Annotated in this window: 41 protein-coding genes and 1 pseudogene; 1 reads left to right on the forward strand and 41 read right to left on the reverse strand. The window is 66.7% G+C overall.

From position 1 onward, the window contains the following. Positions 1-4: 4 nt before the first annotated feature. The 17 genes from P0Y60_14465 to P0Y60_14545 all read right to left on the reverse strand — a co-directional run bounded on the left by P0Y60_14465 (position 5) and on the right by P0Y60_14545 (position 10,388). Complete coding sequence (locus tag P0Y60_14465) at positions 5-364, reverse strand: hypothetical protein (protein ID WEK60501.1); 360 nt, start codon at positions 362-364, stop codon at positions 5-7. After that, a complete protein-coding gene (locus tag P0Y60_14470; protein WEK60502.1) occupies positions 361-744 on the reverse strand; it encodes a hypothetical protein in 384 nt (127 codons plus the stop codon). The genes P0Y60_14465 and P0Y60_14470 overlap by 4 nt, the downstream gene beginning before the upstream one ends. 90 nt (positions 745-834) lie before the next feature. Beyond that, positions 835-1,605, reverse strand: coding sequence for a hypothetical protein (locus tag P0Y60_14475; GenBank protein WEK60503.1), 771 nt, complete (start codon positions 1,603-1,605; stop codon positions 835-837). A gap of 65 nt (positions 1,606-1,670) precedes the next feature. Beyond that, the gene (locus P0Y60_14480) at positions 1,671-2,090 is read right to left on the reverse strand and encodes a hypothetical protein (protein WEK60504.1); all 420 of its coding nucleotides are present in this window, start codon (positions 2,088-2,090) and stop codon (positions 1,671-1,673) included. Further along, positions 2,087-2,371 carry an HK97 gp10 family phage protein gene (locus tag P0Y60_14485; protein WEK60505.1) on the reverse strand — a complete coding sequence of 95 codons (285 nt, stop codon included), beginning with the start codon at positions 2,369-2,371 and terminating at the stop codon, positions 2,087-2,089. Before P0Y60_14485 ends, P0Y60_14480 begins: the two co-directional genes overlap by 4 nt. Then, on the reverse strand, positions 2,371-2,712 hold the full coding sequence (locus P0Y60_14490) for a hypothetical protein (GenBank protein ID WEK60506.1): 342 nt from the start codon (positions 2,710-2,712) through the stop codon (positions 2,371-2,373). Before P0Y60_14490 ends, P0Y60_14485 begins: the two co-directional genes overlap by 1 nt. Further along, positions 2,712-3,071, reverse strand: coding sequence for a hypothetical protein (locus tag P0Y60_14495; GenBank protein WEK60507.1), 360 nt, complete (start codon positions 3,069-3,071; stop codon positions 2,712-2,714). Before P0Y60_14495 ends, P0Y60_14490 begins: the two co-directional genes overlap by 1 nt. 19 nt (positions 3,072-3,090) lie before the next feature. After that, positions 3,091-3,444, reverse strand: coding sequence for a hypothetical protein (locus P0Y60_14500; GenBank protein WEK60508.1), 354 nt, complete (start codon positions 3,442-3,444; stop codon positions 3,091-3,093). Between the two features lies 1 nt (position 3,445). Further along, complete coding sequence (locus P0Y60_14505) at positions 3,446-4,357, reverse strand: hypothetical protein (GenBank protein ID WEK60509.1); 912 nt, start codon at positions 4,355-4,357, stop codon at positions 3,446-3,448. A gap of 14 nt (positions 4,358-4,371) precedes the next feature. Then, complete coding sequence (locus P0Y60_14510; protein ID WEK60510.1) at positions 4,372-4,740, reverse strand: DUF2190 family protein; 369 nt, start codon at positions 4,738-4,740, stop codon at positions 4,372-4,374. A gap of 1 nt (position 4,741) precedes the next feature. Beyond that, positions 4,742-6,022, reverse strand: a complete 1,281-nt coding sequence (locus P0Y60_14515; protein ID WEK60511.1) for a Clp protease ClpP — start codon at positions 6,020-6,022, stop codon at positions 4,742-4,744. Beyond that, the gene (locus tag P0Y60_14520; GenBank protein WEK60512.1) at positions 6,019-7,449 is read right to left on the reverse strand and encodes a hypothetical protein; all 1,431 of its coding nucleotides are present in this window, start codon (positions 7,447-7,449) and stop codon (positions 6,019-6,021) included. The genes P0Y60_14515 and P0Y60_14520 overlap by 4 nt, the downstream gene beginning before the upstream one ends. A gap of 15 nt (positions 7,450-7,464) precedes the next feature. Continuing rightward, a complete protein-coding gene (locus P0Y60_14525; protein ID WEK60513.1) occupies positions 7,465-9,057 on the reverse strand; it encodes a hypothetical protein in 1,593 nt (530 codons plus the stop codon). Beyond that, positions 8,978-9,412 (reverse strand): hypothetical protein, encoded by a 435-nt coding sequence (locus P0Y60_14530; GenBank protein ID WEK60514.1) that lies wholly within the window; start codon positions 9,410-9,412, stop codon positions 8,978-8,980. Before P0Y60_14530 ends, P0Y60_14525 begins: the two co-directional genes overlap by 80 nt. A gap of 204 nt (positions 9,413-9,616) precedes the next feature. Then, on the reverse strand, positions 9,617-9,841 hold the full coding sequence (locus P0Y60_14535) for a hypothetical protein (GenBank protein ID WEK60515.1): 225 nt from the start codon (positions 9,839-9,841) through the stop codon (positions 9,617-9,619). Between the two features lie 14 nt (positions 9,842-9,855). Beyond that, a complete protein-coding gene (locus P0Y60_14540) occupies positions 9,856-9,993 on the reverse strand; it encodes a hypothetical protein (protein WEK60516.1) in 138 nt (45 codons plus the stop codon). A 164-nt stretch (positions 9,994-10,157) separates the two neighbouring features. Then, positions 10,158-10,388: a hypothetical protein gene (locus tag P0Y60_14545; protein ID WEK60517.1), complete on the reverse strand. Its 231-nt coding sequence runs from the start codon at positions 10,386-10,388 to the stop codon at positions 10,158-10,160. Positions 10,389-10,782: 394 nt separating this feature from the next. Here P0Y60_14545 and P0Y60_14550 point away from each other — a divergent pair, with 394 nt between their 5' ends. After that, positions 10,783-10,995 carry a hypothetical protein gene (locus P0Y60_14550; protein WEK60518.1) on the forward strand — a complete coding sequence of 71 codons (213 nt, stop codon included), beginning with the start codon at positions 10,783-10,785 and terminating at the stop codon, positions 10,993-10,995. Between the two features lie 4 nt (positions 10,996-10,999). On the opposite strand, the gene P0Y60_14555 is transcribed toward P0Y60_14550, so the two are convergent. The 24 genes and pseudogenes from P0Y60_14555 to P0Y60_14670 all read right to left on the reverse strand — a co-directional run bounded on the left by P0Y60_14555 (position 11,000) and on the right by P0Y60_14670 (position 24,674). Then, positions 11,000-11,311: a hypothetical protein gene (locus P0Y60_14555; protein ID WEK60519.1), complete on the reverse strand. Its 312-nt coding sequence runs from the start codon at positions 11,309-11,311 to the stop codon at positions 11,000-11,002. Continuing rightward, positions 11,308-11,694 carry a hypothetical protein gene (locus tag P0Y60_14560; GenBank protein ID WEK60520.1) on the reverse strand — a complete coding sequence of 129 codons (387 nt, stop codon included), beginning with the start codon at positions 11,692-11,694 and terminating at the stop codon, positions 11,308-11,310. The genes P0Y60_14555 and P0Y60_14560 overlap by 4 nt, the downstream gene beginning before the upstream one ends. After that, the gene (locus P0Y60_14565; GenBank protein WEK60521.1) at positions 11,687-11,941 is read right to left on the reverse strand and encodes a hypothetical protein; all 255 of its coding nucleotides are present in this window, start codon (positions 11,939-11,941) and stop codon (positions 11,687-11,689) included. Before P0Y60_14565 ends, P0Y60_14560 begins: the two co-directional genes overlap by 8 nt. Positions 11,942-11,943: 2 nt before the next feature. After that, positions 11,944-12,639 carry a hypothetical protein gene (locus P0Y60_14570; GenBank protein WEK60522.1) on the reverse strand — a complete coding sequence of 232 codons (696 nt, stop codon included), beginning with the start codon at positions 12,637-12,639 and terminating at the stop codon, positions 11,944-11,946. Further along, positions 12,636-13,286 carry a hypothetical protein gene (locus P0Y60_14575; protein ID WEK60523.1) on the reverse strand — a complete coding sequence of 217 codons (651 nt, stop codon included), beginning with the start codon at positions 13,284-13,286 and terminating at the stop codon, positions 12,636-12,638. The genes P0Y60_14570 and P0Y60_14575 overlap by 4 nt, the downstream gene beginning before the upstream one ends. A 154-nt stretch (positions 13,287-13,440) precedes the next feature. Next, a complete protein-coding gene (locus tag P0Y60_14580; GenBank protein ID WEK60524.1) occupies positions 13,441-13,671 on the reverse strand; it encodes a hypothetical protein in 231 nt (76 codons plus the stop codon). Positions 13,672-13,717: 46 nt separating this feature from the next. Next, positions 13,718-13,984 (reverse strand): annotated as a pseudogene (locus tag P0Y60_14585) (single-stranded DNA-binding protein). Positions 13,985-14,021: 37 nt separating this feature from the next. Beyond that, positions 14,022-14,408 (reverse strand): hypothetical protein, encoded by a 387-nt coding sequence (locus P0Y60_14590; GenBank protein WEK60525.1) that lies wholly within the window; start codon positions 14,406-14,408, stop codon positions 14,022-14,024. Beyond that, the gene (locus tag P0Y60_14595) at positions 14,405-14,527 is read right to left on the reverse strand and encodes a hypothetical protein (protein WEK60526.1); all 123 of its coding nucleotides are present in this window, start codon (positions 14,525-14,527) and stop codon (positions 14,405-14,407) included. The genes P0Y60_14590 and P0Y60_14595 overlap by 4 nt, the downstream gene beginning before the upstream one ends. 94 nt (positions 14,528-14,621) lie before the next feature. Continuing rightward, a complete protein-coding gene (locus tag P0Y60_14600) occupies positions 14,622-15,329 on the reverse strand; it encodes a hypothetical protein (GenBank protein ID WEK60527.1) in 708 nt (235 codons plus the stop codon). Positions 15,330-15,659: 330 nt separating this feature from the next. Next, positions 15,660-15,932, reverse strand: coding sequence for a hypothetical protein (locus P0Y60_14605; GenBank protein ID WEK60528.1), 273 nt, complete (start codon positions 15,930-15,932; stop codon positions 15,660-15,662). Continuing rightward, positions 15,929-16,339, reverse strand: coding sequence for a hypothetical protein (locus P0Y60_14610; protein ID WEK60529.1), 411 nt, complete (start codon positions 16,337-16,339; stop codon positions 15,929-15,931). Before P0Y60_14610 ends, P0Y60_14605 begins: the two co-directional genes overlap by 4 nt. Further along, positions 16,336-17,157 carry a DNA adenine methylase gene (locus P0Y60_14615; protein ID WEK60530.1) on the reverse strand — a complete coding sequence of 274 codons (822 nt, stop codon included), beginning with the start codon at positions 17,155-17,157 and terminating at the stop codon, positions 16,336-16,338. Before P0Y60_14615 ends, P0Y60_14610 begins: the two co-directional genes overlap by 4 nt. Further along, positions 17,154-18,869, reverse strand: coding sequence for a DNA cytosine methyltransferase (locus P0Y60_14620; protein WEK60531.1), 1,716 nt, complete (start codon positions 18,867-18,869; stop codon positions 17,154-17,156). Before P0Y60_14620 ends, P0Y60_14615 begins: the two co-directional genes overlap by 4 nt. Then, positions 18,866-19,201: a hypothetical protein gene (locus tag P0Y60_14625; GenBank protein WEK60532.1), complete on the reverse strand. Its 336-nt coding sequence runs from the start codon at positions 19,199-19,201 to the stop codon at positions 18,866-18,868. The genes P0Y60_14620 and P0Y60_14625 overlap by 4 nt, the downstream gene beginning before the upstream one ends. Continuing rightward, positions 19,198-19,905, reverse strand: coding sequence for a hypothetical protein (locus P0Y60_14630; GenBank protein ID WEK60533.1), 708 nt, complete (start codon positions 19,903-19,905; stop codon positions 19,198-19,200). The genes P0Y60_14625 and P0Y60_14630 overlap by 4 nt, the downstream gene beginning before the upstream one ends. After that, positions 19,902-20,318 carry a hypothetical protein gene (locus tag P0Y60_14635; GenBank protein ID WEK60534.1) on the reverse strand — a complete coding sequence of 139 codons (417 nt, stop codon included), beginning with the start codon at positions 20,316-20,318 and terminating at the stop codon, positions 19,902-19,904. The genes P0Y60_14630 and P0Y60_14635 overlap by 4 nt, the downstream gene beginning before the upstream one ends. After that, a complete protein-coding gene (locus tag P0Y60_14640) occupies positions 20,315-20,998 on the reverse strand; it encodes a hypothetical protein (protein WEK60535.1) in 684 nt (227 codons plus the stop codon). Before P0Y60_14640 ends, P0Y60_14635 begins: the two co-directional genes overlap by 4 nt. Beyond that, complete coding sequence (locus tag P0Y60_14645) at positions 20,995-21,984, reverse strand: YqaJ viral recombinase family protein (protein WEK60536.1); 990 nt, start codon at positions 21,982-21,984, stop codon at positions 20,995-20,997. The genes P0Y60_14640 and P0Y60_14645 overlap by 4 nt, the downstream gene beginning before the upstream one ends. Positions 21,985-21,993: 9 nt before the next feature. Then, positions 21,994-22,812, reverse strand: a complete 819-nt coding sequence (locus P0Y60_14650) for a hypothetical protein (GenBank protein ID WEK60537.1) — start codon at positions 22,810-22,812, stop codon at positions 21,994-21,996. Positions 22,813-22,814: 2 nt separating this feature from the next. After that, entirely contained in the window at positions 22,815-23,108 is a 294-nt protein-coding gene (locus tag P0Y60_14655) for a hypothetical protein (GenBank protein WEK60538.1), read from the reverse strand. 66 nt (positions 23,109-23,174) lie between these two features. Then, on the reverse strand, positions 23,175-23,921 hold the full coding sequence (locus tag P0Y60_14660) for a phage antirepressor KilAC domain-containing protein (GenBank protein WEK60539.1): 747 nt from the start codon (positions 23,919-23,921) through the stop codon (positions 23,175-23,177). Further along, positions 23,918-24,133 (reverse strand): hypothetical protein, encoded by a 216-nt coding sequence (locus tag P0Y60_14665; protein ID WEK60540.1) that lies wholly within the window; start codon positions 24,131-24,133, stop codon positions 23,918-23,920. The genes P0Y60_14660 and P0Y60_14665 overlap by 4 nt, the downstream gene beginning before the upstream one ends. A gap of 289 nt (positions 24,134-24,422) precedes the next feature. After that, positions 24,423-24,674, reverse strand: coding sequence for a helix-turn-helix transcriptional regulator (locus tag P0Y60_14670; GenBank protein WEK60541.1), 252 nt, complete (start codon positions 24,672-24,674; stop codon positions 24,423-24,425). Between the last annotated feature and the right edge of the window lie 90 nt (positions 24,675-24,764).

Consider the following 24,764-nt stretch of genomic DNA (forward strand, 5'->3'; position numbering starts at 1 on the left):
CTCATCAGCTGGAGAAGACGATGTCCGCTTCCAGCTCAGCTTCAGCCGTCGCGACCTCGTCGGGCGTGGCCTTCGGGCCGGTCTTCGTCTGCAGAGCCCACGGCATGAGCTTCTTCACGGCCTTCTCGTCCCGGATGGTGGCGACGAGAGTGATCAGCTCACGAGTGGATGCCGGGTATGACCACCCGGCGAGCTCGGCCCCGTAATGCGTTGCGGGGTCGGAGGCGTACTCCTCGATGAGGATCTTCGCCTCACCCCATGACAAGCCGTCGCCCAGATCTGATAGGCCAACACCGGCCTCCTCCCGCAGTGTGCGGGCGATGACGCGGCGGTTGTCCCGGATGATCTGGGCGACGGCGATCATTCCGGGATGGACGCTCCGGCGATGCGCTGGAGGATGGTGAAGTACTTCGTCGCGAGGAACATCGTCTCGGCGAGGTCGTGGCTCGTGAAGTCCTTGGCGACCTTCTCGCCGCCGAGCTTCGTCAGCAGGTGCTTCAGCTGGTCGATGGGGTTGCCGGACACGGCCTCGAGTTCGTCGATGTCATCTACCGACAGGCTCAGCGGGATCTCGACGATCGTGCCGTCGACGAACCGGCCGATGAATCGCTTCTCGACGATGATGTAACGCACGTCGGGCTTGAGCGATTCGATCGCCTTCGCCTCGGCGTCGTCGTTCCACGAGTCGAAGTCATACTCGGGCACCGGCTCGGGTGCGGTCTTGGTGGTAGTGCGGGCGGCCATGATGGCTCCATTTCTCGGGGTTGTCGGGTTCGGGTGGTGGACTGGCCGGGATGACCCGATAGCACCCCGGCCAGTCGTTCAGGGCGTGGCTCAGGCGGCCGCGCCGGTCTTCCAGTCGGTGCCGTCCCAGGAGACCTGGCCGGTGCCGATCACGATGTACTGCCCGGTCGTCCACGCGGTCGTCTGACCGAGGTCGCCGAGCGCGCGCAGCGCGGTGATGTTCGCCGGGACCGTCGCGCCGGAAGGCGTGAACGCGCCAGGCGTGCCCGCGGTGGCACCGGTCGGTGCCGGCGGCGTGCCGGGTACCGCGGGACCGTACTGCCAGAACGGGGCACCGTTGAACAGGTCGTGCTCGGCCCACGTGAACGTGACCGCTGCGCCCTCGACGGAGCCGCGCTCCTGCTGGTCGAGCTCCACGGCGGTGACGGACGCCACGCCGATCTGCCGCTTCTCCAGTCCGCCGCGGTACTTCGTGACCACGACCAGGATGAAGCGGTTGTCGGGCAGCGAGGCCGACACCTCGATGACACCGTTCTCGTCCGGCTCGGCACCCTCGATGAGGTGCTGCACGTTGGCGTTCTGCTCGGCAAGCGTGATCACCACGCTGCGAGTGCCGTCGCCAGCGAGCGAGTACCCGACCTGGAAGAACAGGATCGGATCCTCGGTCTCACGCCCGGGTGCCGGACCGCCGTCGACCTTGTACAGGCCGAGCTTGCGGTACGCCGGCGGAAGCACGAGCGGCTTCGCGCACAGCTCGGTCTTCGTCAGAACGTTCTCTGCGTCCAGCTGCGCGAACGCAGCCATCCCCGTGATCGGTACACCGACCGCTCCGAGGTCATTTCCCTGCTCATCAGCAGTCATCTGCTTCTCCTTGTTCGTGAGAGAGCCCCCGACTGGTGCCGGAAGCGGTTGGTGGATCAGGTGGCTCAGAAAGAGCCGGCGACCACGTATTGCGCGGTCAGGTACATGCGGGCCACGTCGAGCCGGTCAGCCACGGCGTAGGGGCCGTTGCATCCGCCCATCTCGACGGACGCGATCGGCGAGCCCTCGACGAGCGGCAGATCCGTGTCGAAGACGATCGAGGCGACGAACAGCGCGAGATCCATCGCGGGCTTGTCGTTCTGCTTCGACCCCCACAGGACGGTGACGCCCACCGACCGGTCGAATGTCGTCCAGTCGCGGCGGCTACCTGGGTCGTCGCGGATGATGATCAGCGGGGTCTTCCGGTGGATCGTGAGATCGTCCGGTTCCTTGTTGCCGACCTCGGCGTCGGTGTACTCCGCGCGCACTTCGGTGCGGACGTAGTCGATCAGCCAGGCGACGTAGTTCGGCGGCCGCACCCTCATCGCTTCGCACCCTTCAAGGCGCGGGCGAGGTTGCCTGTCCGGGACTCGACCAGCATCGTCTTCTCGTCGGACCCGACCACGCGGGTCGTGCGACGGAAGCGGCTTTCGTGGTGCTCGACGTGCAGACCATTGCGGTAGGCCTGCGTGTCGACGGGCGCGGCGGCCTGCGCGTTCGTGAGCGTGGCGTCACCGATGTCGTCTACGAGGCGCTCGACACCCGGCTTGCGCAGCACCGTCTCGAAGAACCGGGGGTTCTCCTCGAAGCGGGTGTTCTTCGCCATCAGCCCACTCCCTCGATGAGACGCACCCACAGCCCAGGCCGCCAGTTGGTGAAGGGGTTTCGTGGCGCGTCCGGGAAGCCCTGCACTGTCCAGACCTTCTCGCCCTGCTTGATGCGGTCGCCGCGGCGCACGTCGGCATCCGGGTCGGCGAGCACCAACGTTCGGGTCGTGATCGCTTGCTCGCGGCCAGCGTCGACTTGCTCGGTCGAGGACTGCAGCTCGAAGTACCCCTCGAGCGGTTCCTCGTCGGGATCGTTCCAGTCGTCGACTTCGGCGTCCGGATTGTACGGGTCAACGATGCGCTCGGCGCGCTGACGAGTGAATGAGTCGAGGTACTGCATCAGTACCTCTCAGGCCACAGCCGCGCGATCGGCCGCTCGGCGGGGAAGCTACCGGCGGAGTGCCCGGATGTCTGCGGACCCGCGCACAAGGCGCGGAGTGCGCGTCTCGGTTGCCCGTCGAATGCTGACGCGATGTCGCGATAGTCAACGCCGGCCGACCCGACACGTTGCGACTTCACGTACGTTTCGCCGCGTCCAAAGATGTGCTTGTAGACGCGGCGAAGGATCGCGAGCGCGTTCTCTCGGTCATCGCTCTCCGCCGCGAAGGCGAAGATGCAGGGGGCGATGTCGCGAGCGATGACGAGCACCTCGCGTGCGAGGTCCTCGTCAGTACCGATCTCATCGTGTGTGATCGTCATGATCATCGCCCCCTGTCTCTTACTTGCTGTCGTCCGCGAGGAGTGCGGCGATGATCTGCGGGCGGTGGCCCGGCTCGACCGGTGTGATGACGGCGTCACCCTCGCGGCCTTCGTTGCGTCCCGCAAGATCCGCCTTGAGGTCCTTCACGCTGACGCCCTTGTAGACGCCCTCGTCGAGTTCCTCTTCCTCCTCGACCTCTTCGACGTCGATGGCCTCGACGAGGCCACGACCGACGAGGCGATCGAGCTGCTCCTCGTCGACGCCGCCGGGAATGACGCCGCCCCGCTGGATCAGCTGGGCGACGCGGTTTCCGGACGGCGAACCGATGGAAACCTTCACGAAGCCGGCGGTTGCGATGTGCTGGGTGCTCATCTCACGCCTCCGTTCCGGTCACGTAGTACGCGGCCAGCGGGTCGGTCACGATCGGCACGTGCACGTTGCGGGCCTGCAGGCGGGTCTTCTCCGCCATGGGCTCGCGGATCGCGGCGATCTCCACGCCGGTGTCGCCACCGATGTGGACCATCTCGGGCGTCGGGATCTGCTCGCGAGCGATGCCGCCCAGGCGGCGGCGGTCCAGGAACAGCGGGTCCGGGATGTCGTCTCCGTCGTCCGGCAGCCAGGTGAGTCCGGCGATCGTCGGGAACTCGTCCGTCAGCGCCTGCCCGCTGTCCTTGGGCAGGATGTCGAGCAGTTCGGGAATCACCTCGGCATACAGCTCGCCGGGGAGCACGACCGTGTCGATCGCGTACCCGAGCTTCTGCTTGCGGACGAGAGCCTTCACACGGAGCGCGTCCTTGTAGACCTGCTTGGCCGTGGTCCACGTGGCACCAGCAGCGACCGTGTTCGTGACCGACGAGGCGATGGCGCCGAGGGCGGCATCGTTCGCCGAGAACACGAGCTCGGTCTGCAGGAAAGTGAACGCGTCGTCGATCGGCGAACGCAGGAGGCGACCGACCTGCTCGTCGGTGACCTCAGTTGCGAGGCCCTCCTTCATCGTGGAGTAGAACTCGTACTCCTCGGCCGACATCGGCGTGAGCTTGTACTCACTACCCGGCGCGATGATCTCGGCACCACGCACCGCGCGGATGACCTCGTTGATGGGGACGCCGATGGCGCCGCCCGTGATGGTGAAGCGCTTCTGCAGCAGGAACAGTCCAAGGAACTGCTGTGCCTGCAGAATCTCCGCGAAGCGACGGGCGACAAGCGTCGGGTTCTTGAGGAACGCGACGAGGTCGGCAGCCGAGACGTTGGCGAGCTGGCTCGGGGTGAGCGGATAGGTCTGCATCGTGCTCTCCTTTCTTAGAGCTGGACGGCGCGCACGAGCGCACCATCGACGGCGGACGAGAGGGCGAGGAAGATCGCTGCACCGGAGGCGAGCGTGCGCACGCCTCCTGCTGCGGCTGCCTCGAGCTTCTGGCCGCGGGTGATCGCACCGACGGCCTTCAGCTCGTGAATGGGCTTGCCGACCTCGACGGTCAGCTTGTCGCCGACGGCCGCGTCGTGGCCGGCGACGCCGACGTACTTTGCGGACGCGGCGGCCGCGGGGGCGACCGACATGTCGGCGGTGGCGCTGACCTCGACGGCCTGACCTGCGGTGACCGCGGTCGTGACGCCGAAGGTGACCGTGTCACCGGGACGGAACAGGGGCAGGTAGCTCTTGACGGCCATCTCAGGCCTCCTTCGCGGTCGGGAAGATCGACCCGTAAAGCGAGTCGTCAGCGCTGGTGAGGGTGTCGGAGTGGCCGACCTCCTCGACGTGGATGGCGTTCGGTGCGAGCGAGCCGATCACCTTGGCGGCGGCCGTCTCGTCGACGTCGAGCATCGTTCGGAAGTCCGGCGCGGACGCCGAGCTGATGCGACCGGTCTTCATCGCGTTCGCGATGATTCCGTCGCGGCGATCGCTGATCTGCTGATCGCGGGCCTCACGGCCTGCGGCAGCATCGGCCTGCATCTGCGAGAGCACGTTGTTCTCGACGAGCTGCGTTCCGGCGGGGATGGTGGCAGCGGGTGCCGCCGTGGTGTTGGCCTGCTCCGTGAGCGCCTCGTCGACCGCAGCGAGATACTGCTCGTCGGAGAGTTCGGCGTCGGTGATACCGAGCCGCTCGCGAAGGCCAGCCTTGATGGTGTCGCTCATCGTGAGCGCCTCCTTCTCATTCGTGGCACCCGGCTCGGTTGAGACCGGGAGTCTTGGGGGCGCCGAAGCGCCGATCGGGCGCAGACCGAGATGTGCTCGAGCTGCCTGGTACATGTCCTCGACGTCGTCGCCGTCGAGCGGCACGACGACGATCAGGGGGTCTTCCTCTTCGGCTCCCGCCGTGGACGTTTCACCGGCGTCCTTCACGACGCCGACACGATCTGCGAGGCCGGTCTCGACCGCCTGCTGCGCGGTGTACCAGGTCTCAGCGGAGAGGAGCTCACCCCATGCGGACTCGCCGGCCTTATCGCGGTAGATCGAGATGATCGACTCTTCGATGCCGTCGAGGATCTCGGCCGTCTTCCGCATCTCGGCGGCGTTGCCCCACGCGATCGACGATGGCGAGTGGATCATCATCGTCGTCCCGGGCGACATGACCGTCTCATCGCATCCGACAGCGATGACGGATCCGGCGGATGCGGCGAGACCGTCGACGACTCCGAGCACCGAGGCCTTGTGCGCGCGGAGCATGTTCAGGATCGACATCGCCTCGAACACCTCGCCACCGGGTGAGTTGATGCGGAGGATGATCTGCGTGACTGAGTCGGGGAGCGAGTCGAGTACGTCGCTGACGTCGCTCGCGCTGATGCCCCACCATCCGCCGTAGCTGTCGATCGGACCATACAAGCGGATCGTCGCGACGTTGCCTTCGCCAGACGGCGCCGGCACCGTGATCGCGTCGAAGAACTCAGCCTTCGACTTCGGTGGGGTGAGCTTGCCCCAGTACCGGTTTCGGCCGGTGCGCTGCTCGGTCATGCTGCCTCCTCGGCTGGTGTCGACGGCATCCGACTCACGTCGGGTCCGTCGCCGGTGATGTCGGCGCCAGCGCGCCGGATGATGTCGCGTGCTTCGTCCTGCCGCAGCACGGGTTTGTCGGTGCCGAGATAGATCTTCTGCACGACCTCTGCGACGAATCGGGCCAGTTCGCGGGATGCCTCGTCGTCCTCGATGGCGGGGAGCAGATCCTCGACGGGGAGTCCGAACTTGTCGCGCACGTACGCGCGCAGTCCGTCGTCGACGGTGACCGCGCCGCTCTCGATGAGGACCTTGATGGCCTCCGCGGTGATCTGCTGCTGCTCACCGATCGCCGCTGGCACGAGACGCGGAGCGGGCTCATCGGTTCCCCAGTTGAGGTCGACGAGGTCTTCGATGACGTGCTGCTGGATGACGTCTGCCATGTTCTGCGCGACGGCGTTGAGCGAGTCGGTGAAGAAGTTCGCGAACGTCGACCCGAGCGCCCAAGAGCCGGTCTCGGTTCCGAGGTTCAGGAAGTGGGCGAGGACGGCGCGAGCGATCTGCTCGTCGTAGTACCGGATCGGCTTGTCGGTATCCGGCAGCTTGCCGCTGACGCCGACAAACTGGAAGGTGGACCCCTTGGAGAGCGAGACGCCGGCGGCTTCTCCGGCGCGTGCCTGTTTCACGATCTCGAGGCCACGCTTGATCTCCGCGTCCAGCCATTCCACCATCTCGTCGAACTCGCCCTCGGGGGGCTCACCGACGGTGAAGACCGGCATGCCGAGTCCGTTGCGCTCGGCGGTCAGCGCCTGGATGCGGAGGACGCGGTCCTTGAGGATCCACATCTTGTACGCCGAACGGAGGAGTGACTCGCCGAGCCAGTTCGCACCCTCGCGCTCGTGAACGAACGCGACGAGATCGTCGACCTCGATGCGGACTTTGCCGCTCCCCATGAGCCCGCCCTGCTCGATCGCGACGAGGCCGCCGTCGCGGGCGACTTCGATGTTCGTGATTGTGCGCGGCGGACGCCAGGCGAGCTTCGCGAGGTGCGTGGCACCGGTGGACTGGTCATAGACCTGCTCGAAGTACGAGTGCCCGTAGACCAGCGAAAGCAGCGCGAGGCGGAGGAACTCCTTGAACGAGAACCGGCCCTTCGTGCGCAGCGGCGCCGTGGGCGGCTGGCCCTTGATCGGCAGGCCGAGATCCGCAGCAATGTGAGCGACGACCTCGGGGCGGCATCCGGTGCCATCGAGCGCCCACTCGGTGCGCATGATCGGCAGAGTGACAGCGCGGAGCACCGACTTGACCTGCGGATCTTCCCGACGCATCCGGTCGAACACGTTGATCGATTTCGGCCACTGCAGGTCAGGGTTCTCTTCGTTCGTCTCCGCGACCCAGTTCATCCAACCCGGAAGAGTCGACTCCACCTGGTATCCGGTCTCAGCCAATGTGGACCTCCTCCATCAGAACCGCGCCGTGGCGAGATCCAAGTCGTTCCCGGCGACGGCGTCGCGGGTGAGCACCGCGGCCTTCGGGGGCGGCGGTGTGCGTTTCTTCGGCGAGGCCTCAGATTTGAGGACACCCCACAGCGCCCACGTGATGGCCTGCACCATCGATACGGGTTTCGTCGGATCGGACTGTTCCCAGGTGACCCCGGCACGGCCGATGTTGCGCGTCGTCGCGAACTGCAGCGACTTCGTCACCTCGTCCTGCGGACGGTGTGGGACGAGCCCTGCGTTCACGTGTTCGATGAACAGCGTGTGAGCGGCGGCGAGCTCGTCGAGGTTCATCGCGAGGTACTTCACCCCGGCGCGGTCCAGAGACGAGAGCACGGCGGCCGCGTTCTTCGCATCGAGAACGACCAGCGCGTTGCCGTGCTTCGCCTTCAGCTCTTTGAGCATCGGCGCGATCCAGCGAGTGCCACCTTCGGTGTGGAGGTGCTCGACCGCGATCGATTCGGAGTCGACGCGCACCGCGGCGCCGATGGTGCCGTAGCCGCCGCCACGGCCGAGCGCGAGCGTGAGCACGACACCATCGCCAACGACCGCGGCCCCTTCGTCGGCGTGGCGGTTCCACACCTCGAGGTCGAGTTCGGAGAGCTTCGTCGCAGCCGCCACCTTGCGTGCCGGCCAGATCGAGAGACGTTGACGAGCGAACGCATCCGGGTTCGTCTGCCCCATGCGATCCCAGGCGTCCTCGACGGTCTTCCACGCGAGCCGGATGCCGAGGCCAGGGTTACCCTCGCGCCACACCTGCGGGTCGCCGAGATCGATCAGCGCCGCGGTGTCCGGATCATCGGACCCGACCGGGGTGTGTTCGATCCACCCGGTGCGATCCATGCCGCCCGAGCGTCCGCGATCGCGGAGGCCTTCGAAGTACTCGCCGTCCTGATCCTCTTTCGGCACGGTGCCGGTGAACAGCACCTGCAAGTTCGGGCTCGCATCCGAGGCGGGCAGCAGCGCCTCGAGGATGGTCAGGGGCGAGTGCTGCGCCTCGTCGATGATGAGCACGTCGAAAGAGACGCCGACACCGGCGGCACCGGTGCGGGTAAAGAACACGAGGCGGTTGCCGTTCTTCAGCTCGATCGCCATGTTGCCGTTGCCGGTGGAGATTCCGGTGATGCCCTGCGCAGTCTGCTTGCCGCCGCCGACAAGCTCGGCACGGAGCGTCGGGGAGGCGAGGATGATGCGGCGTGCGCGGCGGAACGCCTCGCGGGCGGTCGGCCCCTCGTGCGCGGTGTGGCCGATGAGCTTCGGCGCGCCATCCTCCCGGGGCCACAGGTACAGGTGAGCCAGCTCGTACGGGAGGAGGATGTTTCCCTTGCCCTGCTGGCGTGAGACGAGGATCCCGAACTCGGTCGCCGCCCACTGGCCGTCGTCGTCGACGGAGGCGATCGCTTCGAGCGCACCCTCCTGCCACGGGTCACACTCGATCGAGGCGAGGTCGCAGATGTCGAGGACATCGTCGACGAGCGTGTCAGTCCGGCTGAGCGGGAGCGCTCTTACTCGCGGCTCTTGCAGCCCTAGCTGCGCGGGCTTGAGCGAGTTGGTCGGCAAGAGTCGGCTCCTTCGGCGCTTCCACCGGGCCGCGAGTCGCTTCGACGGCGGTCTGGAAGACGCGAGCGATGGGAGCGATGCGGGTCGGATCCTTCTCAGCGACGGTCTTGAACACGGTGCGGAGCGTGTCGACGATCAGCTTCATGTCGTCCGGGTGCTCGGCATCGTCACCCTGCGGAGCTTCGGGAGTCGGCGTGAACGCGGGCTGCGCGGCTGCGCGCGGCTTCGTGCGAGCTGACGACTTCCGCCCGGCCTCGGTGTGAGCGCGGCGGCACGCCTCGTCGACCTCGACGCCCTCGCGGAGGTGTCGTCGGTAGGCTGCATCGCTGCCGCAGGGGGCTTTGGGGCGTCCCATCGCACTCCCCCTCCTCCGAATTCCCCCATGCGCCGTTTTTACCTGCGGAGAGAGCCGCCAAGACCGCGCGGGAGGCTGGCAGCCCCGGGCCGACTCGGGATTTTTTGACGATCCATGAGTCGACCCGGCGTGGGGTGAATGGCGCGAGGCTTGCCTGTGCGGGCCTCTACGTGTGCGGATGACGTTCGATGTCCTGCATGATGATCAGAGCGCGCGTGCGGCCTTGCGGAGCGCGCGCCTCAGCTCCCGGCGAAGACCCCGCTTACCCATGCGGATGAGCACACCAGCCGAGCCATCGGGCAGCCGACCGTCGCCCACCGCGACGAGGGGGATCTCGACAGTCGCCAGCTCGACCGGCTTCATCGAATAGCCGACAGCCACGAGGAGGCGGACGGTCGTCGTGGTGCTCGTGCCTACCTCGCGGGCCATGGTGTCTCCTCTGGTCAGGACGCGGACCATATCTCGGTCGCTGCGTGGTTCGACTTGCGGCTGTTGCACGAGCGGTGCATCGGGACCAGGACCTGGCCGACCAGGGCGCCGCCGTTGTCGAGCGCGTCGTCGTGGTCAGCGGTGAACGACATGCGGTGCGTGTCCGGCAACGTCGTGTCGATGCTCTCCCCACAGCCCCACCCCGAAGGGGAACCGTGACCGCAGGGGAGGTTATGCGCGCGTGTGCGGCGCTTCAAGGCGGCCTGCTGGCGACGGTAGGCGCGATGACCCTTCCCGTCACGTATGCTCTTGCTACTCACAGCAGACCGCGAATGACGAGGGCCGCGTGCAGCTCCTGGCGTGACACGAGCCCGAATCCCTTCGAGACACCATGAGGGCGAGTCGGCTGCTTGCGGGGCTTCACGACACGGACGCCGGCACGCTTACGTGCCTTCCTGGCTGCTGTGCTCACGGCCAGACCTCCGATCGTCACGATGACCGGCGTGCTCAGCCCGTGCGCGGGGTATGTGCGCCACGGCGAAGGCATGCCGGAAGACTGCGCCCCGCCGCCCATCACCGCTCGAGGTGCGCATCATGCGGCCAGCCCTTATGCGGCTCGCTCTGCGCTCCCGGCTTCATGCGGGCTGCGCGAGGTCATGGCGGCGGCGGTCGCTCTGCAGAGGGATGTGAGCGTGTGGTGGCGGGGCGAGAGCCCGACGTTGGGGACGCCGGATGCCCAAGAACCACGAAAGCCCCGCCAGATCGGCAGGGCTTCGGGGACAGTTCAAGTGCAAGCACAGCTTAACACCTATCCGTCGTCACACGGTAGCGAAACGCTCACACCCGTCGTCACTCTGCTCCAGGGATCACCATCTGCTGGTGCTCGAGTCGTTCGCCGAGTTCTCTCCCGACATCGCCAGCCATTGGCTAGCATGCGAACCATGGACGCGTACGAAACAGTCATGGCCGGCCTCGACCGGCAGATCGGGAACCTCAAGGTTGAGGGACTCGTGCAGACGGCCGCGCTGCTCGAAGGGATGAAAGCTGCGATCGCCAACGGTGGAACTGATGTCCTCGGCATGATCGGCTTGATCGCAGGCACAGTGGAGAACCTGGAGCGGCGGATCGTGGAGATCGAGTCCCGCGAGATCTGATCGGTCACCGCTCCGTCCTCTCCTGCTTCACCGGTACCCGTGACTGCGCGTTCCTCTCGATGCGGTCCGCGCGATGCCGCAGCTCCTGCGCGTCGATCCGAGTGCAGTTGATGTACGCCAGTTCGTTCGGGTTCGCCGGGTTGAAGCTCCCGGTGGTCGCGTCCATTTCGGTCGCCGCCTCCCGGAGCACCTCGGCATCATGAGCAGCTAGCCAGCGGTCGAACTCGGCCACCGCGCTCTGGTTCTTGTGGCCCGCCGACCGCGCGTACGCGTATCGCCTTCGAACCTCTCCGGTGGACGGTGTGTACTCGCTCATCGATCTACCTGCCCTTCCTGATCGGGGTCATCGACCCACGCGGTCATGTAGTGCCCGGGGCGGCCTGATCCGTCCGGTACGACGGTCATCCGCTTGCCGACGAGGGCCGCGTCCTGGTTCTTCTCGATCTCGCGAATCAGCTCGTCAGTCAGCGCTTCGACCTTCGCCCACGCCTCGCGCGCTGTCTTCGCGCGTTCCCGCCATCGGCGGAGATCGCTCTTCTGTAAGCTGAGGCCGCGCGCGAGGAACTCGGAGATCATCGACTGCCGGACAGCATCGATAGCGGCGGTGCGAGCCTCGGTGACGAGCTCGTTGCCGCGCGCGTGCAGTTCGTCGTCCGAAAGCGCCGGTGACTCGTCCCGGATGATTCGAAGCTCACTCATGGCGGTTCTGTTCCTCTCGGTTCTCGGGTGGGGTGGCGGGCTGGTCAAACTCATCGAGGCAGGCGTCTTCCCCATCAGTGAGATGTCCGACCCAGAGGACGACGCCACCCTCGTGCTCATCCCAGTTCCGGTCAGAGCACTCCTTGCAGATGTCGAGCATGAGACTCGGGCACTTCCCCTCGTGGGAACAGATCCCTTCGAGGCAGTCGATGTCGAACGTTGTCTCAGCGGTCTTCGTGTGTGTCATGCTCATCGGTTCTCTCCCTGCTCGGTGACGGATATACACAGATGGGGCTCACCATCTGGCAGTGCTTCACCGCAGAGGTTGCACCCGATCCGCTGCCCGGTGACGGAGGATGCAGCACGCAGAGCGGCGCGGATCATCGGCTCGGGGATGTACGGTTCGCCCTGTGGCTCCGCGCCCGTAGCGGCCAACCAGAGACGGTGGAAGCACGTCGGGCAGAGCATTCCGCCAGCCTCCCGAGAGGCATCCCCACCGACCGCGATGTTCCACGCGCCGTTAGCTGCCCACCAGACCGGGTTGCGAGCACCGCACCCCTGGCACCGCATCTCCTCAGCGAGTCCATCGTCAGCGCTCGGCTCAGGTACTGCGGAACGCGATACGCGGGCATCGAGTGCTGTCGCGGTTCGGAGCCACAAGCCGAGCAGGCTTCCTGGCGTGGGATCAGACTCGATTTGCTCTCGGAACGTGTTGGCGGTGTCGAGCAATTCCCGCTCGTCGTCGGTAGGGGTGAGAGCCTTCTCGGCCGCCTTATCTCGGTAGATGACTCCGGCGATCTGCTGGAATGCAGAGAACTCTCCATCGGTGGCTTCGAGGGCATCGGCCAGGCGACGGATGAGCGCATCGGCTTCCCCCTGTTCATCCCACTGAGCGACAGGGGGGTATGAACGTGCTTCCTCGATCAGCTTCTCGTTGTCGGTCATGACCTCTCCCCTTCGTCCTGTGCGGGCGCATTCTGCACCAGCACCGCGTTGCGCTTCTCTGCCAGACGTTCGCGCGTCGCGATCAGATCCTTCGCCCGGAACTGACGCACCTGCACACCAGCGATCACGAACACTCCCGCAACCTGGATCTCGCCCTTCTTGATCCACCGACGCAACGTCGAGTCGCTGCCCGCGAGTTTCGCAGCATCCGCCCACCCGACAATCGGGTCATCCCACTCCGGGACATCCCTCGGGGCGTCATGCTTCGGATCGAACAGGGCATCCGGGTCGAACCAGCTGGGCTCGTTCCTCGTCCGCCGCTCCGGCCCCCACTTCGCCATCGCATCCGCCACCGACCATGCCTCACGCACACCCTCGACCTCCGGGAAGTGATCGAGCACCATGCCTGACAGCCACGTGATCGTGTCGAGATCGTTCGAATAGTCGGCGATATCCACATGCCACCAACGCCACATCTGATCCAGCATCTGCAACGCGTCGATGTAGTCCGCCGCCACCGGCGCCGGCGCCTCCGCCGAACCACTCCCCCCGCCCGGCTCCTTGTCCGTCGGTGTCGCCTTCATCGGATCAGCGAGCGAACGAATCCGCCCGACGAGATCCGGGCCGTCGGCGAGCAGCGCACGCATCCGACCGAAGCACTTGTCGCAGATCAGCGACCCATCACGGCACTCCCTCGGCGCGCACCCCCAGCAGACCACCGGGCCGGCATAGTTCTCATCGCTCAGAGGGCACGCCGCGTAGTGCACGCCCCGACGGAGACACCCCCGGATGCAGACACGATCAGACACGACGCACCCCCTCGACGACGCGTTCCACGGTGCCCATGCCGCCACGTCGCCCGCCGACGAGAACGAAGCGCTCCCCGGCGAGCATCCGTGACGCGATGTCGAGCTGCCACGGCATCAACTCGATACCAAGACTCTTCGCGAACTCGTCCGCACGCTCGGCTGCCGTCGGCTCAGGAGGATCGGTGCACACGCAGTCAGCGACCTCGTCGGGATCCTTCGACACGCGGATCCCACCGGTGCCCTTGCAATGCTCGCAATCCGGGCGGGGCTCAGAACGGGGTGCTGTCGACATCCGACCATCCCCCATCTGCCGGCGACTCCGTCGCCCACTGCTCCGTCTGAGCCGCTGGCGCGGACGACCCACCCTGACCATCGGTGCGCGCCGCACGAGTCACCTGCGCCGTCGCATACCGGAGGCTCGGACCGATCTCATCCACCTCGAGCTCAATCGCCGTGCGCTGGTTCCCCTCACGGTCTTGGTAGGTGCGCTGGCGGAGCCGACCCTGCGCGACGACACGCATGCCCTTCGACAGGCTCGCTCCGACCCAGGCGAAGATGTCCCACGGTCCCATGTCAGTTCTCGTGCATCGTGAAATCGGGGTGCTGGCCAGCCATATGACGGCGCAGGTCTTGGAATGATCGGTTGCAGCACGGGCACACGCCGGCCGCGATGCGGTTCCGGAGCTTCGTGTTCTGGCCCTTCTGCGCGCGGCGCTGATACTCCGTCGCCTGCAGCTGGTCCTGCGTGTGCGTCAGCTGCGCCTCGGCCGAGCGAAGACGAGCGCGGAGCTTCTCGGCCTCGGTCTTCTGGCCGAAGCTCATTGAGTGGCCCGCAGGGCAGTAGAAGAGCGCGTGGTCATTGCGACGCGATGCTTCGAACTGCGGTGTCACACCGAAGTCCATGTGGCAGCCCGGGCACTCGACGATCATGAGTGTGCCGGTGTAGGTCTGAACGGTCATGCTGTCTTCCCCTGCTCTGCGAGCCACCGCTCGCGCTCAGCGGCGAGATACCGCCGCAACTGCTCCGTCTTCTCCTCGAACGCCACCGCCAGAGCGTCAACGATCGGGAGAGCCTTCATCACTTCCCGCTTCGCCCGAGTGCGACGCCGCGGCGACGCTTCGAGCTCCACTATGAAGTCGGCGAACCACTCATCAGAGAGCCGCCAATCGGGGTCAGAATGGATCACCACCCCACACCTCCTCCTCGCCGCCGAGTTCGTAGAAGTTCGCGAGCTTGTCCTCGTAGACCCGGCGTTGCATCCACTCGTCGCGGTAGTTCCTGGCATCCCGGCAAGGGCCGCACTTCTGCTTCCCGGCGCCGCGTGGCATGTGATCCGGGCAGAACATCGGCGGGGCATCGAGCATCGCGGGGCGTTCCGGTCGTTCCGGCGCGACCTCGCGATCGCGCTCCACCGCATCCCACGCCGCGCTGCGTGCGGCGCCCTCTGCCCGCACCGCGTCCCGCGCCCTCTCCCGCGCACTCCCCCGCGCTCGCGGCCGCCCGCCCCCACCCATAGCCATGGAGCGTCCATGATTGGACTCGGGAGGCTCGGGGGTGCGGATCGTCGTGCCGCGCAGGTCGACCTTCAGCGGGTGCAGAAGCAGCAGCCACTCCACGGTCTCGCGTGTCTCCGGATCCGGGGCGAGGAACGTCGTCAGGAACCCCGACTCCGTCAGCACCACCAGGTGCTCGAACACCTCGTCCGAACTCAGGTCGAGCGTCGGATACATCGCCGACGAGATCTCCCGTGTGTCGAACCGCCCCCGCCCGAGCGGGTCGAGGTTCAGCCACAGCCACATCGCCGATGGCTTCGAGGCGTCCGGCACTCCGGCCAGCGTCTCGAGGTCGGCGGGGCTGATCATTCGTTGCTTGGTTGACATCGTTCCCTCTCGCGAAGCCCTCGATGCACCTGTCGAGAGCGAAATTCAGATCCTCCGGCTGGACGGTGAAGCACTCCGTGAAGCCCTTCCCGCCCGGGCCGAGCACGTCCTCGGCATCCGCCCAGGACTCGAACGCGGCCGGGAACCAGCGCCGCAGGACACGCAGCGCCTCCCGCTCCCACGACGCATCCGTGCGTCGCTGGCACACGATGGGATACCAACCGCGATCCAGCCACCGCTGCACCCGCGACCACGCCCACGCGCGGCCGATCTTCAACGTCATCGACTCCGGATGCCAGACCACATACGTCATCGCGAACTCAGGCATGCTCATCGCTTCGACTCCTCGATCTCCCGCTCCATCGCGTGCTGCACGCCGTCGGCGAACGCGGTCGCCAATCCGATGAACCCGTTGATCGCTGTGCCCACCGCTTCGCCGAAGGCCGCGAAGGCCTCACGTGCCCGACGGACTCGCTGCTCCGCCTCCTCGCGATCCATCGCCTCGACATCGACGCCGATGCGGATCAGCGCTGCCCGTGTGGACGCGTCAATCTGCTCCTGGATGCGGCGGTTCGCCGCGTCGATCTCTCGCTTCACATTCATGCGACACCTCCGATTACCTGGATCCGCCACTTCATCCACTCGTCGCCGTACACCGAGCAGCCCATCTCCATCGCGACAGCGGCGGAGATCCGGACCCGGCGGGTGCCCTCAAGGCGGTACCAGGCGAACTCGTGCGGGAAGTACACCGGCACCCGCTCAGGGCAGGACACCCAACGGCGGACCTTCCACCCGTTCGCGAGCGCCTTCATCTGCAACTCCGCCTCACACGCGGCGTTGCAGATCATGCAGAGGGTGAGACCGTCGACAGCCGTCGGGATATTCTTCGAGCCGCCGGCGCCCACCGCGCGGCGGTGCTGGAACGTCAGCTCGAGCGCGCCACACATCACGCAGCGGAATCCGTCACGGGCGTAGACGCCACGGCGGGTCTCTTCGGTCGGCTTGGTCATGCGATCACGTCCCCGTGCCAGAGGAAGTCACCGAGCGGACGGTTCGACCACACGACTTCGATCACGTCGCGATCGAGTGCGTTGTCCGATCGCGCGCTGATCTGGACCTGGTGCCAATCCCCGAACAACTCCTCGTAAAGGGGCGACTCGTATCCGGATAGCATCACCACGGCCGCACACTCGCGAAGCGCGGCAGCCATCTCCCGGTGGTCAGCTTCGGTCATCTCATGGGTGTACCGGGCACCACGTCGCGTCGAGTGCACATAGGGCGGATCGACGTAGAGCAGGTTGCCGGCATGGGCTCCGTACTTTTCGATCACCTCGAGCGCGGGACGGCACTCGAGGGAGACGTTCTGCACGCGCTCAGCGGCAGGCAGGAGCCGGCTCCGGTAGGCGCGCATGTAGGTGCTGAAAGACGCCGAGGTTCCCTGAGGATCCGCGTAGAACCTCCACCCGGTGCGCTTCATCGTCCGGCTTCGCCCCTGCGTCAGCAACACCCACACCTGCCGAGCGAGCTCGAGATCCGTATCGCCGTCGAGAGCGGCCGCTCTCTCGAGCTCCTCCCGAGAGTGAGGGGTGAACTCGGCGACGTGGAGCAGCTCCTCCGGACGATCGCGAAGCACCCGCCAGAACGTCATCAGCCGGTGGTCGAGATCGTTGACGACCTCGATCTTCGATTCAGGCTTTGCCAGCAAGACCGAGAGCGAACCGGCATACGGCTCGATGTACCCCATGTGCTCGGGCATCAGCGCGACGAGATGCTCCGCGATCTGCTGCTTCGCGCCGAAATACTGCACCGGCGACTTGAGCGCGCTCATGCTGCCACCGCCAGGAGGAACTCGGCGACGGCGTGCCCGAGATCGCGCGCAGCAGGCGGCGTGACCGCGTTACCCGCCTGCTTGACCTTGTCGCGCTTCGAGCCGAGGAGCAGGTAGTCACGGGCAAAGCCCATCCCCGCCTGGATCTCGTGCGGTTCGAGCATCCGGAACCCGGCGTCGTCGATGTCGAGACTGATCGGCGCGCTCGGCTCAATGAGCGACTGGTGGCCGTGCGTGGTGAGCGCTCGAATCGGCTCGGTCACCGAGGTCGACATCTCCGCTCCGCCCTCGTTGTTCCGCATGACGAGTGCGTGGTGGTTGCCCTCCGCGCTGACCGTGTCGATCGGATGCGTCGCGGGCTTCGCGACGCCGTGGTTCCGCAGCGGGACCAGCAAGCCGGTCTCGTTGCGGGTCGACTGTGTGCGGATCGGGTCGGCGACGGATGCCGCGCTCTTGCCCTCCCGGCCCTCTACCGGGATCAGCAGGGACGCATGCGTGCCGCCGGCGACGATCGATGGAAGCTCGCGGGAGACGGGAAGCGACCGGGACGCATCAGCGCCGGAGACGTGGTTCACGATGAGCGCGTGGTTCGTCGCCGTCGTCACGGTCGGGAGCTCCTCGTTGACGCGCCGCGCGCGGTTCGCGTGGTTGTTCGTCATCACGAGCGGCGGGATCGCGAGGCCGTGCTCGGCCGTTCCCATCTGTGCAGGCATCGGCGCGTCGAGTCCGGACACCCGCAGGTAGTTCGACCCGGTGGTCACGCCGTCGTAGGTGTTACCCGCGGCCTTCGCGATAATCGGCGCCCAGTGTCGTTCGATGCCGCGGCGGATCCGCTCGCGAGTCTTCTCGGCGAGCGGCTTCGCGCGATCGCCGATGCGCAGCGCGGGCAGCGACCAGTCGATGATCGACTCGGCTGCCAGCCATCCAGGCTCGATGACCTGGAAGCACTGCGGGCACCGGTAGAGGTACTGTGCGCGGTAGCGCCCCCAGTGCTCGGCCTTCTTGAACGCCTGCACCGCCTGCACCTCACCGTGCTCGGGGCAGACCGCCATGGGGCGGGTCCACTTCCCGATGTTCGGGCCGGTGACGTCCTTCTTCCGCTTCGCGAGGTCTTCGCGCCACATCACGATGTACATGCGATCGCGGGACTGCGGAGCCGGGAGCCCGCCGATCTGCGCGTGCATGCTGTTCAACCAGACGAACTGCATCCGGTAGTCGAGCGAGCGCATCGCGAGCTGCCACGCCTCGAACTGATCCCACCGGTACGCGTCGACGACGTTCTCAAGGATGATCGCCTGGTAACGGTGATGCTCGGCGAAGCGTGGGATGTCCCACATCGTCGCGCGGGACCGGTTCGCGGCCTCGTCCGGCCGCGGCGCGGTCCCGTCGAGCTCGAACAGCGCGAGGTCCTCCTGGCGCTGCCGCTTGATACCCTTCGCGATCGAGTGATTCGTGCACTCCGGCGACCCCCAGAGCACGTGCGTCTTCGGGAAGTACGCCGGGTTCACCTGCGAGATGTCCGCCTGCGAGTGATCCGTCTCCGGGTGGTTGATCTGGTGAGACTCGATCGCGAGCGCCCAGTGGTTCGCCGCGATAACGACGCGGTAGCCCGCCTCGCGGAGACCTGACGATGAACCGCCGGCACCGCAGAACAGATCCGTCACGGTGAGGCCGTTCCAATCGACGGCCGGGGGCGTGTATCCAACGTTCACTTCTTCTGCTCCTCAGCTGCGCCCTTGAGGGGCTGTTGAATCCCGTGGACCTTCGAGAACGGGATGCGATCGACCCATGAGTGGCCGGTCTCGACGGAGACGCTCGTCTTGTTCACGCGCACGACCTTCCGCCACCAGTGGCCGTCGTGAACGAAGCCGGCGCCGACGATGTCCTCACGGGTGTAGACGCGGCGAGCGGCCTCCCGTTCGGCGTGCTCGCGCTTCGACTGCTCGAACTCCGCAGCGCGCTCCGCCTTCACCGCGGCGACCGCGGCGTCGACCGTGCGCTCCGTCTCGGCAGCGCGGCGACGGTACGCCTGCACGCCGCTCATTCGTCGTCCTCGGTGCGGCTCGGCTGGATGAGTGCGGTCCCGCGGAGGATCCCGCCTTCCCAGAAGTCGAGGATCGCGGGGCCGGGACGTCCGGTGGATCCGGTCGTGTAGGTGATCGTCGGGGTCTCGGTGTGCGCGGTCTGCAGGGTGCGGGCGTCGGCGATGAAGTCGAGCTGCACGGGTGACGGTGCGGCCGACTCAGCGAGGCGGGCGGCTTCGATGATGCGCCCGACAGGCGGGTACTCGTCCGCCATCAGCGGGGCGTCGAACCGTGCCGACGGCGCAGTCTCGTCGTCCCACTCGCGGTAGATGACCGACACCCACCCGACGCGAGACCCGTCGCCGTCGGCGGCGACCGTGAGGAGGAGCGTCGCGATCGGTTCGATCAGCGAGTCCTTCTTCGGGGTGAAGGTGCGCACGTTCTTCGACGCCCACACCAGTGCTTCACGCGGGAGGACGACGTCGACCGGTTCGACGGGGGCGCGCAACGCGAGGTGCATCTGGTGTACGCGGTAGCGATCGGTGGAAGCGGCGATCGCGGAGAGACCGTCGGCGGCGATGTGCGCGTGGCAGATCACCCCGTAGACCTCGTTGGTCGCGGCCGCCGCGAGAAGACCCCTCGCGAGCCAGCCCATGTCGACGGTGGACATCTTCAGTTCGTGGATCACGGCGAGATCCGCCGCGTCGATCATCGTGGTGCTCATCGGTTCCTCGTCTCGTTGTCGACGTGCTTGCCGACGTTCATCAGTTCGAAGTGGCGGCGGTTCACGGAGGCCTGGGTGCGCTTGACGTAGTCGACGACGTTCTTCGCCTGTTCGGCGGCGCGGCGATCTTCCCGAACCTCGTAGTCCGCACGGTCGCGCGCCCGGTAGAGGCCGAAGCCCTTCTCCTGCAGCTCGTCGATGATCTTCACGCGACGCGACTCGAAGTCGACGGCGAGGTCGGTGGCCTTGGCGCTGAGGTCGAGGATCGTCTTGTTCATCTCGCGGGAGAGCATCGATAGGTGGTGCAGCACGCGCGCGATCGTGAGTGGGTCTTCGGCGGACTGCTCCACCAGCGCCTCAGCACGATCACGCTGATCGCGGAACCGCTCGTCGACGTTGTCGTAACCGTTCATCGGCGTCCGCCCTTCTTGCGTGCGGACTTGCGGCGTGCGGCGCGGTTCTCCGCGGGCCGGTAGTCCTGCGGTTCACGACGCGCCGGCGCGGTCGGCTCCGGTGCCTGCCAGGAGTCGCCGCCGAGCTCGATCAGCCGCTCGTCGATCCGCTTCTTCAGCGGAAGCGTGACGGAGGTCGCTTCGCGGGCTGCGCCGCGCACGGCTTTCAGATCGGCGATTGTCTCCGCTGCCTCGACGCGAGCAAACCAGTCGACGGCGGCCGTCTGCTCCGGCGCTGCGATAGGCGCGGATGGTGCGGGGAGCGCGTCGAGATCGTCGGGTTCGCGGCGGTCGCCCAGGATGTCGGCGAACGTCTTGCGCAGTGCTGAGCGCTGGACGTGCGCGCCGAACAGGACGTGCGGACGCGCGAACCAGAGTGCACGCCAACCCTCGTCGGCGGGCACAACCTCGTCCCACAACTCGATCGGTTCGGTTGGCTCAACCCAACCGTCGCGGTAGACGCGTGCGCGTGCCGCGAGCGGATGCTCGCCGTCGGCAAGGTTGAAGATCGCCGGGTGCCAGGTGATGCCGTCGGCGGTGAACTCGACGTTCACGCCGCGCAGTTGCCCGGTCTTCGTCGCGATGGTGAGGTAGCCCTGCAGGGTCTGCTGGACCGCTTCTTCGGTTACCTCGGTGCTCATGCGGACACCGCCTTCGGGGGAACGACCCGCAGCGCGGGCTTCGAGTAGGTGACTTGCGGGTAGAGCTTCACGGCGTGTTCCTCGGTCGTCTTCACCGCGGTGCGCGCGGTGTCGTAGTCGGTGAATCCGTCGGGCTCGGCGGTCGACCATGCGGCCTCGTCGATGACGGTCTTGCGGGCGGGTCGGGCGAGGATCACGGATGAGTCGTCGCCGTGCTTCCATCCGGTCTTCATCGCGTCGGGGAACTCAGCCGCCAGGAGCTTCTCGAACTCCGCGCGGGCCTTGGCATCTGCTGCTGTCGCGGCGATCGCGGCGCGCTTCGCGACGATCATCTTCGTCTTCGCGGTTTCGAGTTCGGGGCTGATCTCCTCGACCGGTGCGCCGGCGTCGATCCATGCGAGGAACGCGTCTGCGGCGGCGACGAGTTCGTCGATGCGGGCCTGGTTGCGCTTCACGATCCGGAACTCCGGATCCGCGGTCGGGGCGGTGCCGTCGGCGCCCATGATCTCCCAGCCGTAGAGCCACTCGTCCAGGCCGGTGACGTGCATGCCGAACTGCATCTGGTCGTAGTGATCTCTCGGGATCACCCGCTTCGGCGGCTTCCACCCGTGCTTGTGGTTCTTGACCTCCGCGCCGCGGATGCGCCCATTGGGGAGGATCTGGAAGCCGTCGGGGGTGGCGAGGTGGCGGCGGTTCGCGGCGGCAGCCCAGACGTGACGGTTGGGGTAGATCTTCGACTCGGTCGCCCACTCGAGATCGGACAGGATCTCCGGCTCGCGGTCGTGGCCGCGCTCGGTGTGCGCGTTGCCGCGGAACTTCGAGCCGTTCAGCTTCTCCGACAGGAGGCTGCTCCACGTCGTCGGCGAGAGCTTCGGCACCTCCGATGCGGTCACTCCGTCGGCGCGGGCGTCGAGCCACTCCACCTCGTTGTCCTGCGACGCGACGCGCACGGCGGTCACGGCGTCGGCGATGATCTGCGGGGTCATGGCTGGTCCTTAGATGTGGAAGTCGATGTAGACGAGACGGGTGTTCTCGTCGAGCGATTCGGCGGCGGCGATGAGCGCGCGGATCCAGTCCGCCTCGGTCATGTCGTCGGTGGTCATCCCGAACCAGCCCTCCGATCCCTGCGCGATCCACTCGAACGTGTCTCCGGACTCGATGACGAGGCCGCGCGGGAACCACCACTCGAGGCGGCGATCGGGGTCTTCGATCGGGCGGCCGTCGACCGGTTCGGGGCGGCGACTCTGGCCTGATTCGATGTCCGAGAGTGCGGCACGAAGCGCCGTCAACGCGGTGGCGATCGTTTCGCCTTGGTGGGTGCGGAAGTTCTCCTCCCAGCGGCCGCCGATCGTCCACCAGTCCCAGCGAGCGTCCGGGTTGTCGGTATCGAAGCGGGCGCCGTCCTCGCGGATGGTGTCCCACTCTTCGATCTCGTGGGCGTACACCTCCTCGTCGCTCCACTCGAGGCGCTTCGGGAACTCGACGAACACGTGCTGGAAGTGGGCCTCGCGCGCGTGGGGTCGGGCGGCGCGGTATCCGGCCTCGCCAAGAGAGAGCGCCTCGTCGTAGTAGCTATCGCGGTACGAATCGATACTGCGTCGACCCTCGGCGATGATGTCGGCTTTCGCTGTCCACCGCTCGACCTCACGGTTCTCGTCGAAGCGTGCGAGCGCCCGGCTCAGGAACTCACCGAGCTCAGCCGACGGCTCGGTCTCGATGATGGCCTCGAGGGAGAACGGAAGGACGCGAGGTCGCGTCGACGTCTCGACCGATACGGACGGCGGCACGGCCACGGCGGCGATGAAGTGAGTCATGGTCAGTCCTTCCCAGGGGTGAACGCGGCTACGAAGATCACCAGGCAGATGAGGATCCCGAGCTCGGCGCCGTTGAAGCTCGGGGGTGCGGCGGCGGCGATGCCGCACGGGATGGCGATGCCGATCGAGGTGAAGATCAGCACCCACCGCCACGGGGCGAGCGGCCAGATGGTGCTCGCTGCGGGGATGATCTGTGTCGTTTCCGTGGTCACGCTCAGATGTGTGGTCGCGGGGCGCGGGGTGAAGAAGTCATCCACCGCTTCCGCGATCGGGTCGGTATCCTGTGTCTGAGGCATCTGCATTGCCTTTCGTTTTCGGTGGGGCGTCCGGTTGCAACGGGCGCCCCGCTTTCGTGTGTGTGGTCAGTTCGTGAGGACGCCGGCGCCGAGCCGGATCCGGAGCTTCTCGACCCCGTGCGGGGTGATGCGGATCTGCGGAGCTGCGGGCTTGAGCTCGTCCGTCTCGCGATCCAGGTACGGGGGCATCGCGCGGACGGTGAGAAGACCGGCGTCGACGGCGCGGGCGTATGGCGTCCACCGACGCTTTTCGCCGCGGTAGATCCAGCCGAGCTCGTGGAGCTTCTCGAACAGGCGCTGCGGCCCCATCTCGATCCCGACACGGTTGAGCATCGGGGCGACGTCGCGCACGGCGTAGTCCGTGCCCGCGTCAGCGATCTCGTCCCATGCCTCAGCTCGCGGGGTGAGCGCGGCGATCTGTTCGTCGCGGCGTGCGACAATCTCCTGCGCCTGGAGCACCGCGCGGGCCATCAGCTGCTCCGGCGTCTCGGGCACGGCGTAGGAGCCGGTGCGGCGGATGCTCGGCAATACGTCCGACGTGATCCACCGGCGGAAGTCGATGGCGCCGGGCTTGTCGGATCGGATCACGACTTCGTACATGCCCGCTTCGCTGACGATGTTCGTGAGCTGCGAGCGGCCGGACCGATCCTCGATGGGGTGACTCTGAATCACCCCACCGTCGAGACGGTCAGTGCGGAACTGCGAGAGACCGAGCACACGGGTCAGGTCGGCGAGGACGAACCACGGGTCACCGTCGACGAGCACCGTGCGCACCTCGGTGCCGGCGTAGTGGAACACCTCGAGCGGGCTCATGCTTCGTCCGCCTCAATGACGTTGATGCCGACCGCGAGGATCGCCAGCACACCGGCGGCGCCGAACAGCGCCACGGCAGGGATGAGGAGCAGGAGCCCCCAAGGGGCGAGGAACGCGGAGAAGACGATGAGAGCGATCCCCCCTGCGACGTAGCCCGAGACCGCGCCCCATACGATCGGGGTGAATCGACCGGTCGGGGCAACCGTCCCCACGGTGCCCCGACCCGTCTGGCCCGATACCCCAGCGGGCACCCGGTCCCCAGACCGGGAGATCATGATGCAGCCGCCTCGGGATCGGTGACGCGCGTTGCGAGCCAGGCGTCGAGGTCTACCGGGTAGAAGACGTTCAGCGCCCCCTGCTTAAAGCGCTTCGGCCCCTCGCCTGCTGCGAGCAGATTCCGGAAGGTTTGATACGCGAGGCCGCTGTACCTCGCTGCATCTCTCGTGGTCAGCACGGGGCCGCGGCGCGCACCCGAATGCACGGGCGATGTCTTGCCGCACGTCATGCTGCACGCCCGATGGTGAGGAGGTCGTCGAGGCTGCACATCGGGAAGGCCACCTTCAGCCCTGCGATGAACTCGTTCGACGGCACGGTCTTGCCCGCGGACACTCGATACAACGTCGAAACATCGACGTTAAGCCGTCGAGCAAGCTCCGCCTCAGACGGAATACCGCTTGCCCGGCGAAGCTCGTCAAGCTTCTGCCGGTTGAGCACCAGCACCGGGCGAGTTGCGGCTTCGCTACGTGTTTGCATGGCCGCAACGCTAGACCAATGCAAGCGCCCCCGCAAGCGAGTTGCATGCATGCGATTGCGGAACTGCTGATTTTCCGCGTATCAGCTTCG

Origin of the sequence: Candidatus Microbacterium colombiense (genome assembly GCA_029203165.1) — a bacterium.
Taxonomy (GTDB): Bacteria; Actinomycetota; Actinomycetes; order Actinomycetales; family Microbacteriaceae; genus Microbacterium; species Microbacterium colombiense.

Coding starts and splice junctions, on each gene's coding strand:
- P0Y60_14465 (WEK60501.1), bottom strand. CDS start 364: ATGATCGCCGTCGCCCAGATCATCCGGGACAACCGCCGCGTCATCGCC.
- P0Y60_14470 (WEK60502.1), bottom strand. CDS start 744: ATGGCCGCCCGCACTACCACCAAGACCGCACCCGAGCCGGTGCCCGAG.
- P0Y60_14475 (WEK60503.1), bottom strand. CDS start 1,605: ATGACTGCTGATGAGCAGGGAAATGACCTCGGAGCGGTCGGTGTACCG.
- P0Y60_14480 (WEK60504.1), bottom strand. CDS start 2,090: ATGAGGGTGCGGCCGCCGAACTACGTCGCCTGGCTGATCGACTACGTC.
- P0Y60_14485 (WEK60505.1), bottom strand. CDS start 2,371: ATGGCGAAGAACACCCGCTTCGAGGAGAACCCCCGGTTCTTCGAGACG.
- P0Y60_14490 (WEK60506.1), bottom strand. CDS start 2,712: ATGCAGTACCTCGACTCATTCACTCGTCAGCGCGCCGAGCGCATCGTT.
- P0Y60_14495 (WEK60507.1), bottom strand. CDS start 3,071: ATGACGATCACACACGATGAGATCGGTACTGACGAGGACCTCGCACGC.
- P0Y60_14500 (WEK60508.1), bottom strand. CDS start 3,444: ATGAGCACCCAGCACATCGCAACCGCCGGCTTCGTGAAGGTTTCCATC.
- P0Y60_14505 (WEK60509.1), bottom strand. CDS start 4,357: ATGCAGACCTATCCGCTCACCCCGAGCCAGCTCGCCAACGTCTCGGCT.
- P0Y60_14510 (WEK60510.1), bottom strand. CDS start 4,740: ATGGCCGTCAAGAGCTACCTGCCCCTGTTCCGTCCCGGTGACACGGTC.
- P0Y60_14515 (WEK60511.1), bottom strand. CDS start 6,022: ATGACCGAGCAGCGCACCGGCCGAAACCGGTACTGGGGCAAGCTCACC.
- P0Y60_14530 (WEK60514.1), bottom strand. CDS start 9,412: ATGGGACGCCCCAAAGCCCCCTGCGGCAGCGATGCAGCCTACCGACGA.
- P0Y60_14535 (WEK60515.1), bottom strand. CDS start 9,841: ATGGCCCGCGAGGTAGGCACGAGCACCACGACGACCGTCCGCCTCCTC.
- P0Y60_14540 (WEK60516.1), bottom strand. CDS start 9,993: ATGTCGTTCACCGCTGACCACGACGACGCGCTCGACAACGGCGGCGCC.
- P0Y60_14545 (WEK60517.1), bottom strand. CDS start 10,388: ATGCCTTCGCCGTGGCGCACATACCCCGCGCACGGGCTGAGCACGCCG.
- P0Y60_14550 (WEK60518.1), top strand. CDS start 10,783: ATGGACGCGTACGAAACAGTCATGGCCGGCCTCGACCGGCAGATCGGG.
- P0Y60_14555 (WEK60519.1), bottom strand. CDS start 11,311: ATGAGCGAGTACACACCGTCCACCGGAGAGGTTCGAAGGCGATACGCG.
- P0Y60_14560 (WEK60520.1), bottom strand. CDS start 11,694: ATGAGTGAGCTTCGAATCATCCGGGACGAGTCACCGGCGCTTTCGGAC.
- P0Y60_14565 (WEK60521.1), bottom strand. CDS start 11,941: ATGACACACACGAAGACCGCTGAGACAACGTTCGACATCGACTGCCTC.
- P0Y60_14570 (WEK60522.1), bottom strand. CDS start 12,639: ATGACCGACAACGAGAAGCTGATCGAGGAAGCACGTTCATACCCCCCT.
- P0Y60_14575 (WEK60523.1), bottom strand. CDS start 13,286: ATGCGTGCGCTGCTCGCCGACGGCCCGGATCTCGTCGGGCGGATTCGT.
- P0Y60_14590 (WEK60525.1), bottom strand. CDS start 14,408: ATGACCGTTCAGACCTACACCGGCACACTCATGATCGTCGAGTGCCCG.
- P0Y60_14595 (WEK60526.1), bottom strand. CDS start 14,527: ATGAAGGCTCTCCCGATCGTTGACGCTCTGGCGGTGGCGTTCGAGGAG.
- P0Y60_14600 (WEK60527.1), bottom strand. CDS start 15,329: ATGTCAACCAAGCAACGAATGATCAGCCCCGCCGACCTCGAGACGCTG.
- P0Y60_14605 (WEK60528.1), bottom strand. CDS start 15,932: ATGAATGTGAAGCGAGAGATCGACGCGGCGAACCGCCGCATCCAGGAG.
- P0Y60_14610 (WEK60529.1), bottom strand. CDS start 16,339: ATGACCAAGCCGACCGAAGAGACCCGCCGTGGCGTCTACGCCCGTGAC.
- P0Y60_14615 (WEK60530.1), bottom strand. CDS start 17,157: ATGAGCGCGCTCAAGTCGCCGGTGCAGTATTTCGGCGCGAAGCAGCAG.
- P0Y60_14625 (WEK60532.1), bottom strand. CDS start 19,201: ATGAGCGGCGTGCAGGCGTACCGTCGCCGCGCTGCCGAGACGGAGCGC.
- P0Y60_14630 (WEK60533.1), bottom strand. CDS start 19,905: ATGAGCACCACGATGATCGACGCGGCGGATCTCGCCGTGATCCACGAA.
- P0Y60_14635 (WEK60534.1), bottom strand. CDS start 20,318: ATGAACGGTTACGACAACGTCGACGAGCGGTTCCGCGATCAGCGTGAT.
- P0Y60_14640 (WEK60535.1), bottom strand. CDS start 20,998: ATGAGCACCGAGGTAACCGAAGAAGCGGTCCAGCAGACCCTGCAGGGC.
- P0Y60_14645 (WEK60536.1), bottom strand. CDS start 21,984: ATGACCCCGCAGATCATCGCCGACGCCGTGACCGCCGTGCGCGTCGCG.
- P0Y60_14650 (WEK60537.1), bottom strand. CDS start 22,812: ATGACTCACTTCATCGCCGCCGTGGCCGTGCCGCCGTCCGTATCGGTC.
- P0Y60_14655 (WEK60538.1), bottom strand. CDS start 23,108: ATGCCTCAGACACAGGATACCGACCCGATCGCGGAAGCGGTGGATGAC.
- P0Y60_14660 (WEK60539.1), bottom strand. CDS start 23,921: ATGAGCCCGCTCGAGGTGTTCCACTACGCCGGCACCGAGGTGCGCACG.
- P0Y60_14670 (WEK60541.1), bottom strand. CDS start 24,674: ATGCAAACACGTAGCGAAGCCGCAACTCGCCCGGTGCTGGTGCTCAAC.